The 18334-nt window shown below is 67.7% G+C and carries 19 protein-coding genes and 2 tRNA genes; 16 read left to right on the plus strand and 5 right to left on the minus strand.

Features of this window, described 5'->3' with window-relative positions; genetic code table 11:
- Positions 1–134: 134 nt before the first annotated feature.
- From HWX58_RS13540 to HWX58_RS13565, 6 genes are all read left to right on the plus strand, one after another.
- Positions 135–761, plus strand: a complete 627-nt coding sequence (locus tag HWX58_RS13540; RefSeq protein ID WP_175988612.1) for a superoxide dismutase — start codon at positions 135–137, stop codon at positions 759–761.
- 93 nt (positions 762–854) lie between these two features.
- Complete coding sequence (gene gap / locus HWX58_RS13545; protein WP_175988614.1) at positions 855–1865, plus strand: type I glyceraldehyde-3-phosphate dehydrogenase; 1011 nt, start codon at positions 855–857, stop codon at positions 1863–1865.
- Between the two features lie 7 nt (positions 1866–1872).
- The gene (locus tag HWX58_RS13550; RefSeq protein ID WP_175988616.1) at positions 1873–3087 is read left to right on the plus strand and encodes a phosphoglycerate kinase; all 1215 of its coding nucleotides are present in this window, start codon (positions 1873–1875) and stop codon (positions 3085–3087) included.
- Positions 3078–3869 carry a triose-phosphate isomerase gene (gene tpiA / locus HWX58_RS13555; protein WP_175988618.1) on the plus strand — a complete coding sequence of 264 codons (792 nt, stop codon included), beginning with the start codon at positions 3078–3080 and terminating at the stop codon, positions 3867–3869. The genes HWX58_RS13550 and tpiA overlap by 10 nt, the downstream gene beginning before the upstream one ends.
- An 82-nt stretch (positions 3870–3951) precedes the next feature.
- Positions 3952–4200, plus strand: a complete 249-nt coding sequence (gene secG / locus HWX58_RS13560) for a preprotein translocase subunit SecG (RefSeq protein WP_175988620.1) — start codon at positions 3952–3954, stop codon at positions 4198–4200.
- A gap of 1 nt (position 4201) precedes the next feature.
- Positions 4202–4558 (plus strand): RNA polymerase-binding protein RbpA, encoded by a 357-nt coding sequence (locus HWX58_RS13565; RefSeq protein ID WP_175988622.1) that lies wholly within the window; start codon positions 4202–4204, stop codon positions 4556–4558.
- Between the two features lie 63 nt (positions 4559–4621).
- On the opposite strand, the gene HWX58_RS13570 is transcribed toward HWX58_RS13565, so the two are convergent.
- On the minus strand, positions 4622–5830 hold the full coding sequence (locus HWX58_RS13570; RefSeq protein ID WP_175988623.1) for a hypothetical protein: 1209 nt from the start codon (positions 5828–5830) through the stop codon (positions 4622–4624).
- A gap of 23 nt (positions 5831–5853) precedes the next feature.
- A tRNA-Gly gene (locus HWX58_RS13575) sits at positions 5854–5927 on the minus strand.
- 104 nt (positions 5928–6031) lie between these two features.
- Here HWX58_RS13575 and HWX58_RS13580 point away from each other — a divergent pair.
- From HWX58_RS13580 to HWX58_RS13615, 8 genes are all read left to right on the plus strand, one after another.
- Positions 6032–6108 (plus strand) — tRNA-Pro (locus tag HWX58_RS13580).
- Between the two features lie 61 nt (positions 6109–6169).
- A complete protein-coding gene (gene tig / locus HWX58_RS13585; RefSeq protein ID WP_175988625.1) occupies positions 6170–7744 on the plus strand; it encodes a trigger factor in 1575 nt (524 codons plus the stop codon).
- Positions 7741–8235 (plus strand): tetratricopeptide repeat protein, encoded by a 495-nt coding sequence (locus HWX58_RS13590; RefSeq protein WP_175988627.1) that lies wholly within the window; start codon positions 7741–7743, stop codon positions 8233–8235. Before tig ends, HWX58_RS13590 begins: the two co-directional genes overlap by 4 nt.
- Positions 8236–8317: 82 nt before the next feature.
- Positions 8318–8914 (plus strand): ATP-dependent Clp protease proteolytic subunit, encoded by a 597-nt coding sequence (locus HWX58_RS13595; RefSeq protein ID WP_175988629.1) that lies wholly within the window; start codon positions 8318–8320, stop codon positions 8912–8914.
- A gap of 19 nt (positions 8915–8933) precedes the next feature.
- Entirely contained in the window at positions 8934–9575 is a 642-nt protein-coding gene (locus tag HWX58_RS13600) for an ATP-dependent Clp protease proteolytic subunit (RefSeq protein WP_175988631.1), read from the plus strand.
- 77 nt (positions 9576–9652) lie between these two features.
- Positions 9653–10315 (plus strand): deoxyribose-phosphate aldolase, encoded by a 663-nt coding sequence (deoC, locus tag HWX58_RS13605; RefSeq protein WP_175988633.1) that lies wholly within the window; start codon positions 9653–9655, stop codon positions 10313–10315.
- 95 nt (positions 10316–10410) lie between these two features.
- Complete coding sequence (clpX, locus tag HWX58_RS13610) at positions 10411–11679, plus strand: ATP-dependent Clp protease ATP-binding subunit ClpX (protein WP_175988635.1); 1269 nt, start codon at positions 10411–10413, stop codon at positions 11677–11679.
- A complete protein-coding gene (locus HWX58_RS13615; RefSeq protein ID WP_175988637.1) occupies positions 11679–12206 on the plus strand; it encodes an NUDIX hydrolase in 528 nt (175 codons plus the stop codon). Before clpX ends, HWX58_RS13615 begins: the two co-directional genes overlap by 1 nt.
- Before the next feature lie 152 nt (positions 12207–12358).
- Here HWX58_RS13615 and HWX58_RS13620 read toward each other — a convergent pair whose 3' ends face one another.
- The gene (locus HWX58_RS13620) at positions 12359–14407 is read right to left on the minus strand and encodes a M3 family metallopeptidase (protein ID WP_175988639.1); all 2049 of its coding nucleotides are present in this window, start codon (positions 14405–14407) and stop codon (positions 12359–12361) included.
- 79 nt (positions 14408–14486) lie between these two features.
- Between HWX58_RS13620 and HWX58_RS13625 the strand changes: the two genes are divergently transcribed.
- Together HWX58_RS13625 and HWX58_RS13630 are read left to right on the plus strand one after the other, a co-directional pair.
- Entirely contained in the window at positions 14487–15122 is a 636-nt protein-coding gene (locus HWX58_RS13625) for an ArsR/SmtB family transcription factor (RefSeq protein WP_175988641.1), read from the plus strand.
- A complete protein-coding gene (locus HWX58_RS13630) occupies positions 15119–15352 on the plus strand; it encodes a hypothetical protein (RefSeq protein ID WP_175988643.1) in 234 nt (77 codons plus the stop codon). The genes HWX58_RS13625 and HWX58_RS13630 overlap by 4 nt, the downstream gene beginning before the upstream one ends.
- Before the next feature lie 6 nt (positions 15353–15358).
- Here the strand turns inward: HWX58_RS13630 and HWX58_RS13635 are convergent, their stop codons facing one another.
- Together HWX58_RS13635 and valS are read right to left on the minus strand one after the other, a co-directional pair.
- Positions 15359–15592 (minus strand): hypothetical protein, encoded by a 234-nt coding sequence (locus tag HWX58_RS13635; RefSeq protein ID WP_175988645.1) that lies wholly within the window; start codon positions 15590–15592, stop codon positions 15359–15361.
- A complete protein-coding gene (gene valS, locus HWX58_RS13640; RefSeq protein WP_175988647.1) occupies positions 15592–18168 on the minus strand; it encodes a valine--tRNA ligase in 2577 nt (858 codons plus the stop codon). Before valS ends, HWX58_RS13635 begins: the two co-directional genes overlap by 1 nt.
- Positions 18169–18334 lie beyond the last annotated feature (166 nt).

Genomic DNA, 18334 nt, shown 5'->3' on the forward strand with positions numbered 1-18334 from the left:
GTCATCCGCGAAAGCATCCTGGCCGCGTCCGTGTTGTCGTCGCTAGGATGAAGAAGTCTGCTCCGTGCCGCATTCGGGTGGCGCGGAGGAACCGACAAGCGCCGCGGCGCGGCGCGGATTGGATGAAAAGCGACATGGCTACGTACACGCTCCCCGACCTCCCCTACGACTTCGCGGCGCTGGAACCGCACATCAGCGGCAAGATCATGGAGCTGCACCACGACAAGCACCACGCGACGTACGTGAGCGGTGCAAACGCGGCGCTCGACGCCCTCGCCGAGGCTCGTGACAGCGGAAACCTCACGAACGTCAACAAGCTCGAGAAGGACCTCGCGTTCAACCTCGGCGGTCACGTCAACCACTCGATCTTCTGGACCAACCTGTCGCCGAACGGCGGCGGCCAGCCCGAGGGCGAGTTGAAGGCGGCCATCGACGAGTTCTTCGGCTCGTTCGAGAAGTTCCAGGCCCACTTCACGGCTGCGGCCACCGGCATCCAGGGCTCCGGCTGGGCCGTCCTCAGCTGGGACGCGATCGGTCAGCGCCTGATCATCCAACAGCTGTTCGACCAGCAGGCCAACACCGCCCAGGGCACGATCCCGCTGTTCCAGCTCGACATGTGGGAGCACGCGTTCTACCTCGACTACCTCAACGTGAAGGCCGACTACGTCAAGGCCGCATGGAACATCGCCAACTGGGAGAACGTCGCGCAGCGTCTCGACGTCGCCCGCAAGCAGACGAACGGGCTGCTGGTACTGTCGTAATCAAGACGGGCGTCCCGACGGTTCGCCCGTCGGGACGCCGTTGTCCATACCCCCGAAAACGCGCTCTCCGCGCATGACAATCAGGAGATTCCTTTGTCTGTCAAGATCGGCATCAACGGCTTCGGCCGTATCGGACGCAACTTCTTCCGCGCGGCTCTCGCGCAGGGTGCGGACCTCGAGATCGTCGCAGTGAACGACCTCACCGACAACAAGACGCTCGCGCACCTGCTCAAGTACGACTCGGTCGGCGGCGTCCTCGACGCGGAGATCAGCTACGACGACGACAGCATCACGGTCAACGGCAAGCAGATCCGGGCCTTCGCCGACCGCGACCCCGCGAACCTTCCGTGGGGCGAGCTCGGCGTCGACATCGTCATCGAGTCGACCGGCTTCTTCACCAAGGCCGAGGCCGCCAAGAAGCACATCGATGCAGGTGCCAAGAAGGTCATCATCTCGGCACCCGGCACGGGCGTCGACGCCACCTTCGTCATGGGCGTCAACGAGGACTCGTACGACCCGGCCGCGCACAACATCATCTCGAACGCGTCGTGCACGACGAACTGCCTCGCCCCTCTCGCGAAGGTGTTCAACGATGAGTTCGGCATCGAGCGCGGCTTCATGATGACCGCACACGCCTACACCGCCGACCAGAACCTGCAGGACGGCCCGCACGGCGACCTGCGCCGCGCACGCGGTGCCGCGATCAACATCGTCCCGGCCTCCACGGGTGCAGCCAAGGCGATCGGCGAGGTCCTGCCGGAGCTCAACGGCAAGCTCAGCGGCTCGTCGTACCGCGTTCCGGTTCCCACCGGCTCGATCGTCGACCTCACGCTCATCGCGGACCGCGACGACCTGACGGCCGACGAGGTCAACGCCGCGTACAAGAAGGCCGCCGCCGACGGACGCCTGGCCGGCTTCCTCCAGTACAACGAGGACCCGATCGTCTCGAGCGACATCCAGGGCAACCCGCACTCGTCGATCTTCGACTCGACCCTGACCAACGTCAGCGGCAACCTCGTCAAGGTCTCCAGCTGGTACGACAACGAGTGGGGCTACTCCAACCGTCTCGTCGACCTGACCGAGTACGTCGCCGAGCGCATCTGAGACTCTCATGACCCTGCGCACCCTGGAATCACTGGGTTCGCTCGAGGGCAAGCGCGTCATCGTCCGTTGTGACCTGAACGTCCCCCTGAAGGACGGCGTCATCACGGACGATGGCCGCGTTCGCGCCTCGTTGCCGACTCTGAAGACGCTCATCGAGGCCGGCGCACGCGTTGTCGTGTGCTCGCACCTGGGTCGCCCCGACGGCGCCCCCGACCCGAAGTACAGCCTCGCGCCGGTCGCGAAGCGGCTGTCCGAGCTGCTCGAGCAGCCGGTCGCCTTCGCGTCGGACACCGTCGGCGAGTCGGCCCGCGAGACCGTGTCGGCGCTCGAGAACGGCGAGGTCGCAGTCATCGAGAACCTGCGGTTCAACGCAGGGGAGACCGCGAAGGACGATGCCACCCGCCAGGCGTTCGCCGGTGAGCTCGCACAGCTCGGTGACGTGCTCGTCTCGGACGGCTTCGGTGTCGTGCACCGCAAGCAGGCCAGCGTCTACGACCTGGCCGAGATCCTGCCGTCCGCAGCCGGTCTGCTCATCGCGACCGAACTGGACGTCCTCGACCGCCTCACCGAGAACCCCGAGCGCCCGTACACGGTCGTCCTCGGCGGTTCCAAGGTCAGCGACAAGCTCGGGGTCATCTCGCACCTGCTGCCGCGCGTCGACCGTCTGCTCGTCGGCGGAGGGATGCTGTTCACGTTCCTCGCCGCGCAGGGTCATGCCGTCGCCTCGAGCCTGCTCGAGAAGGACCAGCTCGACACGGTCCGCGGCTACCTCGCCGAGGCCGCCGACCGCGGCGTCGAGATCGTCCTGCCGACGGACGTGGTCGTCGCCGCGTCGTTCGCGGCGGACGCCGACCATGAGACCGTTGCAGCGGATGCCATCGAGGAGAGCTCGTTCGGCGCATCCGGCATCGGCCTCGACATCGGACCCGACACGGCCGCGGCGTTCGCCGACGCGATCCGCAGCTCGAAGACGGTGTTCTGGAACGGCCCCATGGGTGTGTTCGAGTTCCCCGCGTTCGCCGCAGGGACCAAGGCCGTCGCGCAGGCCCTCACCGAAGTCGACGGCCTCGGCGTCGTCGGCGGCGGCGATTCGGCCGCTGCCGTTCGTCAGCTCGGCTTCGATGATGACCGGTTCGGTCACATCTCGACGGGCGGAGGCGCGAGCCTCGAGTTCCTCGAGGGCAAGAAACTACCCGGCCTGGAGGTGCTCGGATGGGCATGAACGCCCGTACCCCGCTGATCGCGGGCAACTGGAAGATGAACCTGGATCACCTGCAGGCGGTCGCGTTCGTGCAGAAACTGCACTGGGCGCTCAAGGACGCCAAGCACGAGGACGGATCGGTCGAGGTGGCGGTGTTCCCGCCGTTCACCGCCATCCGCAGCGTGCAGACGCTGATCGACGCCGACAAGATCCCGTTCGCGCTCGGCGCGCAGGACCTGTCGTCGCACGACTCGGGCGCATACACGGGTGAGGTCTCGGGCGCATTCCTCGCCAAGCTCGATGCGAAGTACGTCATCATCGGCCACTCGGAGCGTCGTGAATACCACGCCGAGTCCGACGAGGTCGTCGCCGCCAAGGTCCAGGCTGCGCTCAGGCACGGCCTCGTGCCGGTGATCTGCGTGGGCGAGACCGCGGAGGACCTCGAGAAGTTCGGGGCGAGTGCGGTTCCCGCCGGCCAGTTGGAGGCTGCGCTCAAGGGCGTGCCCGCGTCCGCGGACATCGTCGTCGCGTACGAGCCGGTCTGGGCGATCGGATCCGGTCAGGCCGCGACGCCGCAGCAGGCTCAGGACGTCTGCGCGGCTCTGCGCGGCGTGCTCGCGAAGGCCCTGGACGAGGATGCCGCTGCGCGCACCCGCATCCTGTACGGCGGTTCGGTCAAGGCGGCGAACATCGCCAGTTTCATGCGCGAGCCCGATGTGGACGGTGCACTGGTCGGCGGCGCGAGCCTCGTGGTCGACGATTTCGCCGCGATCATCCGGTTCGAGAAGCACGTCGGCGTCTGAGCGGTGACGGGGCTCGGCCCCGTCACCCACGTATACTTGGCACTTACGGGCAAACACCTGTCCCTTCGAAAGGCTCTCCCTCGTGGCAATTCTTGAGTTCGTCCTGCAGGTCCTGCTGGGTATCACCAGCGTCCTGCTGACACTCCTCATCCTTCTCCACAAGGGCCGCGGCGGCGGTCTGTCGGACATGTTCGGCGGTGGCATGACGACGGCGGTCGGCTCCTCGGGCCTCGCCGAGCGAAACCTCAACCGATTCACCATCGTCCTGGCACTCGTGTGGTTCGTCTCCATCGTCGGGCTGGGCCTCATCACGAAGCTCGAGGTGATCTGACATGGCCACAGGAGGCAACGCCATCCGCGGAACCCGCGTGGGTTCCGGCCCGATTGGGGAGCAGGACCACGGCTACCACGCGGACCGGATCGCCGTGTCGTACTGGGACGGGCTCGGCAACGAGACCGTCCGCTACTTCGCGGCCGGGCTCCCCGACGAGGAGATCCCCGAGACGATCGATCACCCGCAGTCGGGCCTCCCGGCCGGGCGCGACAAGAACAACCCGCCCGAGCTCGCCAAGAACGAGCCCTACAAGACGCACCTCGCCTACGTGAAGGAGCGCCGCACCGACGACGAGGCGGCACAGCTCCTCGACGAGGCCCTGACGCAGCTGCGCGAGCGCCGCGGCCAGGCCTGAGCCACTCGCAGCGAAGCCGTCACGATCTCCGGATCGTGGCGGCTTCGTCGTTCTCGTGCGTCGTCAGCGACAGCCCGCCGCAGCATCGATGAGCGACTGCGACGGAGCGCCGTAGGCCGACGTGCCGTTCGCGTCGTCGGTGAAACCCTTGCTGATCGCCCAGGCGGTCGCCCAGGCCTCGATCGTGTCGGGGTCCGAGTCGTCGTACATGCCCTCGCACCTGACGCTGATCGCATGCCCGACCTCGTGCGCGACGAGCGCGCGGCTGCGGTCTCCGGGCCAGTACGCCGCGACGGAGTCCGACAGCTTGATCGTCGAGTACCCGGGGTCGCCGTACCACCAGGTGGCATAGCCGCCCATGCTGTCTCCATACCCGTAGCCGTTCACGAGCGGCGACCAGTCGAAATCCAGCAGCACCCCGGGGGCGAGCTCCCGTGCGAACGCCTCGATCTCGGTGCGGGCCTGGAGCAGCGGGCCCTGCTTCTCGGCGAGCTCGGCCGTCTCCGAGGACAGCATCGCCGCAGCAGCGGACTCGAGGTCGGTGTACGCGGCGACGGTCGTCGCATCCATGATCACGGCACCCTCGAGGGCACCGGCTGCACGGCGCAGCGCGATGATGTCGGGATTGCGCGCCGAGATGTGCTTCGCCTCGAAGTCGCTCGCGGATCCGGCCGCCGACAGCACAGCGGTCACGCCCGCCTCGTCCAGGGCCGCAGCGGCCGTCTGCGCGCCGTCGCGCGCCTCATCGAAGGCGCCCGTCTGCGCGCGGGCGTCCGCGCTCTCCTCGTCCAGCTGCGACGCCGCGCCGAACAGCTCCCACGCCCACGCCGGCTTTTCCTGCGCGCGGGGGAGGGCGTCATCCGCCAGCGCGGCAGCATCGACGGCTGCCTGCTCGGCCGCGGCGGATGCGTCGTCGAGCACGGCAGCGCTCTCGCCATCCATCAACCGGTCGGTCCTCACGGCGATGACCTCCGCCGCGGAATCCATCGTCTCGGTGAGCGAGGACGCCGCATCCGCGAGACCGGCCTGACCGGCCTCGGCCTGGTCGACCGCATCGTCGAAGGCGACGAGAGCCTCGTCGTAGCCGACGTTCGCGCCCCACTGGATGCCGGAGCATGCGACGCCCACGACCACGACGCCGAGAGCGACCCACCACCACCGGCGGGAGCCGCGCGGCGAGCGGGGAGCGAGCATGGCATGCTCTGCCGTGCCGCCGACGACCGGACCGAAATCGTGTCCGCCCGGCGCGGAGGGAACCGGTGACTCTGCCACGAGTTCTCCTCCCGACGGGGAAGTGGAGGGGATGACGGGAATCGAACCCGCGTCATTAGTTTGGAAGACTAAGGCTTTACCATTAAGCTACATCCCCATTTCGGCGCACCGCCGAGCAGAGCGCCTCGTAAAGCATAGCGGACGTTGGAAGCCCTCCTGTCCGTTAGACTCGACAAGGCCGTTTCCCCGCGCGGGTTCAACCGGGGCGTAGCTCAGCTTGGTAGAGCGCCCGCTTTGGGAGCGGGAAGTCGCAGGTTCAAATCCTGTCGCCCCGACCACGGCCCTCACGAACCTCAGGCCGCGCCTGTCGCGCGGAAATCCAAAGGAGAACACACCAGCATGGCGAACAGCACCGTCGAGAAGCTGAACCCGACCCGGGCCAAGCTCACCATCACGGTCACCCCGGACGACCTCAAGCCCTCGATCGCGCACGCGTACGAGCACATCGCTCAGGACGTCCAGATTCCCGGTTTCCGCAAGGGCAAGGTCCCCGCTCCCATCATCGACCAGCGCATCGGTCGCGGCGCCGTCATCGAGCACGCCGTCAACGAGGGCCTCGACAAGTTCTTCCGCGAGGCAGCGGCTGAGCAGAGCCTGCGCATCGTCGGCCGTCCGTCGGCCGACATCACCCAGTGGCCGAATGAGAAGGACTTCTCCGGCGACCTGATCGTCGAGATCGAGGTCGACGTGCGCCCCGAGATCGAGGTGCCCGAGCTCTCCGACATCACCCTCACCGTCGACGCCATCGAGGCCGACGAGGCCGCGCTGACCGAGGAGCTCGACAAGCTGCGCGCTCGCTTCGGCACGCTGATCCCCGTCGCGCGCCCCGCGGCGAAGGGCGACTTCGTCGAGCTCGACCTCGTCGCCACGATCGACGGCGCCGAGATCGACCGTGCCGAGGGCGTCTCGTACGAGGTCGGCTCCGGCGAGCTCCTCGAGGGCATCGACGACGCCATCGAGTCGCTCACCGCCGGTGAGGAAACCACGTTCCGCTCCAAGCTCGTCGGCGGCGACCACGCCGGCGAAGAGGCTGAGGTCTCCGTCAGTATCAAGTCCGTCAAGGAGCGCGAGCTCCCCGAGGCCGACGACGACTTCGCTCAGATCGCCAGCGAGTTCGACACCATCGCCGAGCTGCGCGACAGCCTCGCCGAGCGCGTGAACGAGCAGGGCGTGTTCACCCAGGGCTCGGCAGCTCGCGACCAGCTCATCGAGACGCTGCTCGAGAAGATCGAGATCCCCGTCCCGCCGCAGCTCATCGAGGACGAGGTGCACAACCATCTCGAGTCCGAGAACCGTCTCGAGGACGACGAGCACCGCGCCGAAGTCACCGAGGCCAGCGAGAAGCAGTTCCGCACGCAGGTGCTGCTCGACACGATCGCCGAGCAGGCCGACGTGCAGGTGTCGCAGGAGGAGCTCAGCTCGTACCTGATCCAGTCCGCCGCGCAGTACGGCATGGCTCCGCAGGAGTTCGTCGAGGCGCTGCAGTCCTCGAACCAGCTGCCGGCGCTCGTCGGCGAGGTCGCTCGCAACAAGGCTCTCGCCATCGCACTCGGCAAGGTCAACGTCGTCGACTCGAAGGGTGCCAAGGTCGACCTGTCGAGCCTGGTCGCCGTCGATGACGAGGACGAGGCCGCCGAGGCACCGGCCGAGGAGAAGTCCGCGAAGAAGGCTCCGGCCAAGAAGCCCGCCGCGAAGAAGGCTCCGGCGAGGAAGGCCGAGAAGGCCGACGACGCCGCCGCTGACGAGAAGCCGGCCGCGAAGAAGGCTCCGGCCAAGAAGCCTGCGGCCAAGAAGGCCCCGCCAAGAAGGCACCCGCCAAGAAGGCTGCCGACAAGGCCGAGTGATCGCACACTGATCATGACGAAAGGGCGGATGCTTCGGCATCCGCCCTTTCGCATACGAGGAGGACCATGACGACCTGGGAAGAGCGCATCGACGAGGTGTGGGCGGCCGCGGCGAACGAGTTGGTCGACGACGAGGTCATCGCCCGCATCGATGCCCTCGCCGCGGAACGCGGCCAGGGCGATGCGCGCGCCGAATTCGAGCGCGCGGGTGCGCGGGACTCGGCCGGTCGGCCGCTCGAGGCGATACCGCTGTACCGCCGGGCGCTGAAGCTCGGACTGGATGCCGAGCACGAGCCGCAGGCGATCATCCAGCTCGCGAGCTCGCTGCGCAATGTCGGCGAGACCGATGAGGCGCTCGCCCTCCTCGAGCGCGCGAACGCCGACGCGCCGGAGTCGCCCTACCGCGACGCCGTCGCCGCATTCCATGCGCTCGCACTGGCGAGTTCCGGTGCGCCCTACCGTGCGCTCTCCGTGGCCCTGCTCGCGCTCGTGCCGCACCTGCCGCGCTACCACCGCTCCCTGACGGCGTACGCGCACGAGATCGCCGAGCGCGACACCTGATATGCCGACGGCGAACACGGCCTGGGCGCCGCGTCGCCGCCGGTAGATTCGAATCACCGAATACGGAAAACAGGAGCGTGAAATGGCTGCAGAACCCCTGGTCGCGACAAGTGTCTTCGACAGGCTGCTGAAGGATCGCATCATCTGGCTGGGCTCAGAGGTGCGGGACGAGAACGCCAATGAGATCTGCGCGAAGATCCTTCTTCTCGCCGCAGAGGACTCAGAGAAGGACATCTACCTTTACGTCAACTCACCCGGTGGCTCGATCACCGCGGGTATGGCGATCTACGACACCATGCAGTTCGTGCCGAACGACATCGTCACCGTCGGCATCGGCATGGCCGCCTCCATGGGTCAGCTGCTGCTGACCGCCGGCACGAAGGGCAAGCGGTACATCACACCGAACGCCCGCGTGCTGCTGCACCAGCCGCACGGCGGCTTCGGCGGAACCTCGAGCGACATCCAGACACAGGCGCAGCTGATCGTGTCGATGAAGAACCGCCTCGCCGAGATCACGGCGGCGCAGACCGGCAAGTCCGTCGAGCAGATCAACGAGGACGGCGACCGCGACCGCTGGTTCACCGCCGAGGAGGCCCTCGAGTACGGCTTCGTCGACCACATCCGCGAGTCGGCCACCGATGTCATCGGCGGCGGCGGCACGGCGGACTCGGCTGAGTAACGGATTCGAGAGGACACCCATGTACACCCCCACTTTCCAGTCCGCAGGCAACCTGCCCTCCAGCCGCTACGTGCTTCCCCAGTTCGAGGAGCGCACCGCATACGGTTTCAAGCGTCAGGACCCGTACAACAAGCTGTTCGAGGACCGTGTGATCTTCCTCGGCGTGCAGGTCGACGACGCGTCGGCCGATGACGTCATGGCGCAGCTGCTCGTCCTCGAGAGCCAGGACGCCGAGCGCGACATCACGATGTACATCAACTCGCCCGGTGGCTCGTTCACGGCCATGACGGCGATCTACGACACGATGCAGTACGTCGCGCCGCAGATCCAGACCGTCGTGCTCGGTCAGGCGGCATCCGCGGCATCCGTGCTGCTCGCCGCCGGCGCACCAGGCAAGCGCCTCGCGCTCCCCAACGCCCGCGTGCTCATGCACCAGCCGGCGATGGGCGAGGCAGGTCACGGGCAGGCATCCGACATCGAGATCCAGGCCGCCGAGATCCTGCGCATGCGCACCTGGCTCGAGGAGACCATGGCCAAGCACACCGGAAAGCCGGTCGAGCAGATCAACAAGGAGATCGACCGCGACAAGATCCTCTCGGCGCAGGAAGCGCTCGAGTACGGAGTCGTCGACCAGGTGCTGACCACGCGCAAGCGCGCGTAGTCTGGGAGTGCAGCGGGCCGCCGGTCTTCGGGCCGGCGGCCCGCTGCGTTGTATCGTCCGATCTCGAAGGAGAATCCATGACCGCCGATCTTGCGCGCTACTGCGACCACACGCTGCTCAAGCCCGAGGCCACCGACGCCGATGTCCAGGCGGCGATAGCCGAAGCCGCGCAGCTGGGCGCGTACAGCGTGTGCCTGTCCCCATCGACGTTGCCGGTGACAGTGCCGAACACGCTCAAGCTCGCTGTCGTTGTGGGCTTCCCCAGCGGTAAGCATCACTCGCAGATCAAGGCGGCCGAGGCGGCACTGGCGGTCTCGCAGGGCGCCGACGAGTTGGACATGGTCATCGACATCGGTGCCGCGACGGCGGGCGAATACGACCGCGTCGAGGCCGACATCCGTGCCGTACGCGACGCCGCTCCCGCTCCGACCGTGCTCAAGGTCATCATCGAGTCCGCAGCGCTGAGCGATGAGGCGATCGTCGCCGTGTGCCGCGCCGCAGAAGCCGCCGGTGCCGACTTCGTCAAGACGTCCACCGGGTTCCATCCCGCTGGGGGCGCCACGGTGTCGGCCGTCGAGCTGATGAGGGCGACAGTGGGTGACAGGCTCGAGGTGAAGGCTTCGGGAGGCATCCGCACACGAGCCGCAGCGGAGGCGATGATCGCGGCTGGGGCGACGCGCTTGGGCGTGTCGAGCACCTGGGCTGTCGTCGAGGACGCCGAGACGGCAGGCGACTACTGACGCGTCGCGACGGTGGTATCGCGTCGATCCACCGCAGTGTCGTAGGGAGAGGTTAGGCTCGAAGTTGTCTCTCAGACACTCCAAGGAGGATGCGCATGGCCAGAATCGGTGAAAGCGCGGACCTGTTCAAGTGCTCTTTCTGCGGCAAGAGCCAGAAGCAGGTGCAGCAGCTGATCGCCGGCCCGGGTGTGTACATCTGCGATGAGTGCGTGGAGCTGTGCAACGAGATCATCGAGGAGCGCATGGCGGAGTCCTCCGCCGAGGGCGTCGCCGACTTCGAGCTGCCCAAGCCACGGGAGATCTACGCGTTCCTCGAGGAATACGTGGTCGGTCAGGAGCAGGCCAAGCGCTCGCTGTCTGTCGCCGTCTACAACCACTACAAGCGTGTCCGCGCGCACGGCACGCTGCAGCTGGCCGAGCAGAAGGCTGAAGAGGTCGAGATCGCCAAGAGCAACATCTTGATGATCGGTCCTACCGGCTGCGGCAAGACCTACCTCGCCCAGACGCTGGCCAAGCGCCTGAACGTGCCGTTCGCCGTCGCCGACGCCACGGCCCTGACCGAGGCCGGCTACGTGGGCGAGGACGTCGAGAACATCCTCCTCAAGCTCATCCAGGCCGCCGACTACGACGTCAAGCGCGCCGAGCAGGGCATCATCTACATCGACGAGATCGACAAGATCGCCCGCAAGTCCGAGAACCCGTCGATTACCCGCGACGTCTCGGGCGAGGGCGTGCAGCAGGCGCTGCTGAAGATCATCGAGGGCACGGTCGCCTCGGTTCCGCCGCAGGGGGGTCGCAAGCATCCGCACCAGGAGTTCCTGCAGATCGACACGTCGAACGTGCTGTTCATCGTCGCGGGCGCCTTCGCCGGCCTCGAAGACATCGTGTCCTCGCGCGTCGGCAAGCACGGCGTCGGCTTCGGCGCGCCGCTGCACGACAGGTCGAAGGACCTCGATCTGTTCAGCGAGGTGCTGCCCGAAGACCTGCACAAGTTCGGCCTGATCCCCGAGTTCATCGGGCGCCTGCCGGTTGTGGCATCCGTCACGCCGCTCGACCAGGATGCGCTGATCGATATCCTCACGGGTCCGCGCAACGCGCTCGTCAAGCAGTATCAGCGCATGTTCGAGCTCGACGGTGTCGAACTCGACTTCGACGAAGACGCGCTTCGGTCGATCGCCGACCTCGCCGTCGAGCGCAAGACGGGTGCTCGCGGCCTCCGCGCGATCCTTGAGGACGTGCTCGGCCCGATCATGTTCGAGATCCCGTCGGCGGACGACGTCAAGAAGGTTGTCGTCACGCGCGCTTCGGTCGAAGAGGGAGAACCGCCGACGGTTGTGATGGAGCGCAAGCGCAAGAGCGCCTGATGTCGGAGGTCCGCCCCTGGCGGGTCGTGGACTCCGACACCGTCGTCGCGGACCGCTGGATCCGGCTTCGGGCTGACACCTGCGTGGATGCTTCAGGGCAGACGATCGCGCCCTACTACGTGCTGGAACCTGCGGAGTGGATCTCCGTCCTCGCACTGAATCCCGAGGGCGAGGCGATCGTCCTCGAGGAGTACCGCCACGGCGCGGGCATCGTCGCGCTCGGGACGATCGGCGGAGCCGTCGAATCCGGAGAGAGCCCTCTGGATGCCGCGGCGCGGGAGCTCCGCGAGGAGACAGGTTACGAGGCGCGCGAGCTCGTCGACCTCGGTGCGACCTGGGCGAACTTCGGAAACCACACCAACCGCGTGCACCACTTCCTCGCGCGCGGCTGTGTGCTGGTCGGCGAGCAGTCGCTGGATGATACTGAGACCATCGCCGTGCACGTACTGCCGATGGACGGGCTCGACGAGCACCTCTCGCAGAGCTACCACCAGCTGACCTGGTTCAAGGCGCTCGCCCGCCTCTGACCACGCCGTCGCGCCACGAGTGCCACCCCCGTGCACAACTTCGGATGCGCGGGCGCGACACGCCGCCCGCAGGCCGCTCCGCACGGCGTGTCGGGTGCGGCATCCGAAGCTGTGCACAGGAATCGGGGCGGGATGGGGGCAAGTGCGGCGGCTCAGCCGAGGCCGCGGCGCTTCAGCAGCGGGGCGATCTCGGCATCCCGGCCGCGGAAGTCGCGGTACGCCTCGAGGGGGTCCTTCGAGCCGCCGACGCCCAGCAGCCGTGCGCGGAAGCGGTCGCCGTTCTCGCGTGTCAGTCCGCCGTTCTCGCGGAACCACTCCACCGTGTCGGCGTCGAGCACCTCGCTCCAGATGTACGAGTAATAGCCGGCGCTGTACCCGCCCGAGAACACATGCGCGAAATACGTCGACGAGTAACGGGTCGGCACGGCGGGGTTGTCCAGCCCGATCTCGGCGAGCGCCTCGGCTTCGAACGCGGCGACGTCGGTCACGGTGTCCGAGGCTCCCAGCCGGTGCCAGGCCTGATCCAGCCACGCGGCGGCGAGGTATTCGCTCGTGTCGTGGCCCTGGTTGAAGGTCTCCGTGGCGCGCAGGCGCTCCACGATCACGGCATCCAGGGGCTCGCCGGTCTCGAAGTGGCGGGCGTAGTTGTCGAGAACCTCGGCCCAGAGGATCCACATCTCGTTGACCTGGCTGGGGAACTCCACGAAGTCGCGGAACACGTTCGTCCCGGCGAAGTGCGGGTAGTTCACGGTCGCGAACAGCCCGTGAAGGGCGTGCCCGAACTCGTGGAACAGCGTGGTGACCTCGTCCAGCGTCAGAAGGGTCGGCTCGCCGTCGCCGGGCTGCGCCACGTTGAGGTTGTTCACGACGACCGGTGCCGTTCCCCGCAGCGCGGACTGGCTGACGATCGGGTTCATCCACGCGCCGCCCCGCTTGGCGTCGCGCGTGTAGAGGTCGAGGACGTACAGGCCGAGCGCCGAACCGCCCGGGTTGAACACCTCGAAGACGCGCGCGCCGGGGTGATAGGCCACCAGGTCCGAACGCTCGGCGAACGTCACGCCGTACAGCTGCGTCGCGGCGAAGAACACCCCGTCCTGCAGCACGCGCTCGGCCTCGAACCACGGGCGCAGCGCCGCTGTGTCGATGTCGTACTGCGCCGCCCGCACCTTCTCGGTGTAGAACGCCCAGTCGTGCGCCTCGAGGGCGAAAGGCTCGGCCTCAGTCTCGTCGATGATCGCCTGCAGGGCCGCCTGCTCGGCACGGGCATTGGATGCTGCGGCGGGCGCGAGCCGCTTCAGGAGGTCGGCGACGGCATCCGGGCTCCCGGCCGTCTCATCGGCCGTCACGTACGCGGCGTGGGAGTCGTGACCGAGCAGCGCCGCCCGCTCCGCACGGAGCGCCGCGATCTCGGTGAGGACGGTGCGATTGTCGTTCGCGGTGCCGCGTACGGCGCGCGAACGCGACGCCTCCATGATCCGCCGGCGGCTCTCGCGGTTGGTGAGCGACGCCAGGTACGGATGCCCGGTGAACAGCGGCAGCGTAATGAGGAAGCCGCTGTCATGGCCGCGGTCGGTCGCCGCGCGTGCTGCGGCCGACAGTTCGCCCGCCGCGAGTCCATCGAGCTCGTCCGCGGTCTCGAAGTGGACCGCGAGGTCGTTCGTGTCTGCCAGCAGGTTCTTCTCGAACGTGGTCGTCAGCGTGGAGATCTTCTGGTTCAGGGCAGTCAGGCGAGCCTTGGCGTCGTCGTCGAGCCCGGCGCCGGCGTGCGTCATCTCACGGAAGTGCCGCTCGACGAGATACCGGCTCTCGGCGTCGAGGCCGAGGGCGTCGAGCTGGTCATGCAGTGTCTTGACGCGCCAGTACAGCTGGGCATCCAGCCGGATCGCATCCTCGTGCGCGGCCATGAGAGGTGCGAGCTGCTCGTCGATCTCCTGGATCTCGGTCGTGGCATCCGCCGAGCTGACCGTGTAGAACGCGTGCGCGACGCGTTCGAGCATCGCCCCGGCCTGCTCGAGCGGAACCATCGTGTTCCCGAAGGTCGGCATCGAGCGCACGCGCGTGATCGCGGCGATCTCCGCCCGGTGCTCATCGAAGGCGGCACGGAATGCCGGAAGGTAGTGCTCGGGGCGTATCGCGGCGTAGTCGGGAAGCGCGTAGGGGAGGGCAGAAGGCGTCAGGAGCGGGTTCGCTGCGTCGGTCATCCGACGAGCCTATGTCCATGACGCCGCCGTCCGCAAAGAAGTGGTTGCAAAGAAACGTTTGCAACGATATCTTTGCATTATGACCGAGAACGAGAATGCTCCCGCCGCGAAGGAACGCCGTGTTCTGGATGCCGGAGCGCTCCGCGCCCTGTCGCACCCCCTGCGCGTGCGGATCTTCGATCTCCTCGCCAGCGAGGGGCCGCAGACGGCCAGCACGCTCGCTGACATCCTCGGCGAGTCCTCCGGTGCCACCAGCTACCACCTCCGAGCACTCGCGCGTCATGACCTCATCCGCGAGGTCGAGGGGGAGCGCTCCGGGCGCGAGCGGTGGTGGGAACGGCCTGAGGGCGGGGTCGTCTACGACTCCCGCGCCGTGGAGGGATCTCCCGCGGGCGAAGCCGCGCTCCAGGTCGTCATGACCGAGACGATGCGGCGTCGCAACGACGAGCTCATGGACTACCTCGGCCGCGGCATCAACAAGGAGACGCCGGAATGGGTCGATGCGAGCTCGTCGATGACGAGCGGCATCCCGATGACGGCGGCTCAGACGACCGAGCTCGTGAAGAAGCTCGAGGCCATCATCGACCAAGCATCCGCGACGTACCGCGGGCAGAAGGGCGAGGGCGTCCGGCGCGTGAGCGTGCGCGCCGATGTCTTCCCGCTCACCGATCGCACCAACACCGATCGCACCAACACCGAGGAGTCGGCATCATGAGCGCAGTCGCCATCACCCGAACCGTCGCACTGCCGCGCGGCGCGTCCGCTCTCGAACGAGGAACGATCCGCGTCGCCGACGCCGTCACGCGCTGGGCGACCGCTCGCGCGGAGCGCCGACAGGAGCGCCACGAGGCGATGCTCGCCGCCATCCAGGCCGAGCAGACCACCAAGGCGGACCCGCGTGCCGCCGACCGGATGCTGGCGCAGATGGGCCTGTCGGGTCGCTGAGCGTCCTCAGTCCTGGAACGGTCGGGCGATGACCTCGCCGGATGCCGTGAGCAGGACTTCCCACCCGGCGTCCAGCTCGGCGATCGGACGCCCCTCGAGCCAGGTCAGCGTCCACCAGGGGGTCGGTCCCTGAGCCTGTCGAAGGCCCTGCGCCTCGACCTCGGCGATCGCGGGCAGCAGCGCGGCGGGGACGGATGCCGGAGCATCCGCTCCCGCCGCCCACCGCGTGCCGAGCTGCATCAGCTCTGCTCCACGGGGGCCAGCACGATCTCGGTGACGGCGAGCTCGGAGCCCTCCACGATCTCGAGCTCGGCGATGCGGCCGACGGCGCTGAGGTCGCCTGCGGCGGCCCGCAGGGCCTCGAGCGAATCGGCAGGAGCCGTGATGACGGCGCGCGAGACCGGCGTCTTCTGCGATGCCTTCGCCTCGGTCTTGGCGCGGCGGATGCCGATGAGTGCGGCGCTGGCGGACGAGAGCACCGACGCATCGCCGCCGGCGAGTTCGCCTGCGGTCGGCCAGGCGGCGGTGTGCACCGAGCCCTCCTCGAACCAGCTCCATGCCTCCTCGGTCGCGAAGGACACGACAGGGGCGAGCAGGCGCAGCAGCGCCGAGAGGGCGATCCGCAGCGCGAGCGCCGCAGACGGCTGACCGACATCCGTCTGGTCGTACGCGCGTTCCTTGACGAGCTCGAGGTAGTCGTCGCAGAACGTCCAGAAGAACGACTCGGTGACCTCGAGCGCCCGCGCGTGATCGAAAGCGTCGAACGCCTTCGTCGCCTCGGCCACGACCTCGTCCAGGGCGGCGAGCATCGAGGCGTCCAGGGCGTGCGTCACCTGGGCGCCGGCGGGCACGGGGAACGACAGCACGAACTTGGCCGCGTTGAGGATCTTGATCGCCAGGCGGCGTCCGATCTTCATCTGCGTCGGGTTCTGCGGGTCGAACGCAGCATCCACGCCGAGGCGGCTGGATGCGGCCCAGTAGCGCACGGCATCCGAGCCGTGCTTCTCGAGGATGTCGGCCGGGGTGACGACGTTGCCCTTGGACTTCGACATCTTCTTGCGGTCGGGGTCGACGATGAAGCCCGAGATCGAAGCGTGCTTCCACGGCGAACGCCGGTCTTCGAGCGTCGAGCGCAGCATGGTCGAGAACAGCCATGTGCGGATGATGTCCTGCCCCTGCGGGCGCACATCGAACGGCGCCACGAGGTTCCACAGCTCCTCATCCCGCTGCCAGCCGCCGGCCAGCTGCGGGGTCAGCGACGACGTCGCCCAGGTATCGAGGATGTCGATCTCGGCCTCGAAGCCGCCCGCGACGCCGCGCTGGTCCTCGGTGTAGCCGGTGGGAACGTCGACGGTCGGGTCGATGGGCAGCTGCTCAGCGGATGCGACGAGCACGCGGCCGTAGTCGCGCTCGCCGTTCTCGTCGAGGCCGTACCAGACCGGGATGGGTACGCCGAAGAAGCGCTGACGCGACACGAGCCAGTCGCCGGTGAGGCCGCCGACCCAGTTCTCGTAGCGGACGCGCATGAAGTCGGGGTGCCACTCCAGCTGCTTGCCGTGGGCGAGCAGCTGCTCGCGCAGCTCGCCGTCGCGGGCGCCGTTGCGGATGTACCACTGGCGCGTGGACACGATCTCGAGCGGGCGGTCGCCCTTCTCGAAGAACTTCACGGCGTGGTTGAAGGGCTTGGACACCTCCAGCAGCTCGCCGGTCTCCTCCAGCAGCTCCACCACGCGCTTCTTGGCGCTGAAGACGGTCTTGCCGGCGAGCTCCGCGTATGCGGCCTTTCCGGCATCCGACTCGATGGCGTCGGGCGCATCGGCCACCACGCGGCCGTCGAGACCCAGGATCGTGCGGATCGGCAGGTCGAGCTCGCGCCACCACACCATGTCGGTCACATCGCCGAAGGTGCAGACCATGGCGATGCCGGACCCCTTGTCCTGCTGCGCCAGGTGATGCGCGAGCACGGGAACCTCGACGTCGAACAGCGGCGTGCGCACGGTGGATCCGAAGTACGGCTGGTAGCGCTCGTCATCGGGGTGCGCGACGAGGGCCACGCAGGCCGCGAGCAGTTCGGGGCGGGTGGTCTCGATGTGGATGTCGCCCGATCCGTCGGTCTTGTGGAAGGCGAGGCGGTGGTACGCGGCCTGCTGGTCGCGATCCTCGAGTTCGGCCTGGGCGATCGCGGAGCGGAAGTCGACGTCCCACAGGGTGGGAGCGAGCGCCTGGTACGCCTCGCCGCGCTCGTGGTTGCGGATGAATCCGAGCTGGCTCTGGCGGATCGTCTCATCCGAGATGGTGCGGTACGTCTGCGTCCAGTCGACGCTCAGGCCGAGCTGACGGAACACGTCCTCGAACTGCTTCTCGTCCTCGACCGTGAGCTTCTCGCACAGCTCGATGAAGTTGCGGCGGCTCACCGGCTGCTGGTCGGCGGCCTTCAGGCTCTTCGCATTGCCCTCGAACGGCGGGGTGAAGTCCGGCTCGTAGGGGAGGGTCACATCGACCCGCACGCCGTAGTAGTTCTGCACGCGGCGCTCGGTGGGAAGGCCGTTGTCGTCCCAGCCGATCGGGTAGAAGACGCTCTTTCCGCGCATGCGCTCGTAGCGGGCCTTGACGTCGGTGTGCGTGTACGAGAACACATGGCCGATGTGCAGAGACCCGGATGCCGTGGGCGGAGGCGTGTCGATCGAGTAGACCCCTTCGCGGCCCAGCTCGGCGGCGCGCAGGCGATCGAACAGGTAGGTGCCCTGCTCGGCCCAGACGCCGTCCCACTTCGCTTCGAGACCTTCGAGTGCGGGCTTGTCGGGGATCGATGACATGAGGGTCTCCTTGAGCGATGTATGCGGCACGGTGTGTACGTGCCTGAGTGTGTGGGTTGTGGGGACCAGTCTAACGAAGCGGGCGCGTGGAGGAGACTCCCGGTAGATCGACCCCGTCCAAAAACCACCGATAGACTGGACCCACCCCCTTCACCCTTCCTGAGGA

Source organism: Microbacterium tenebrionis, from assembly GCF_903645325.1.
In the GTDB taxonomy this organism is placed as follows: Bacteria; Actinomycetota; Actinomycetes; order Actinomycetales; family Microbacteriaceae; genus Microbacterium; species Microbacterium tenebrionis.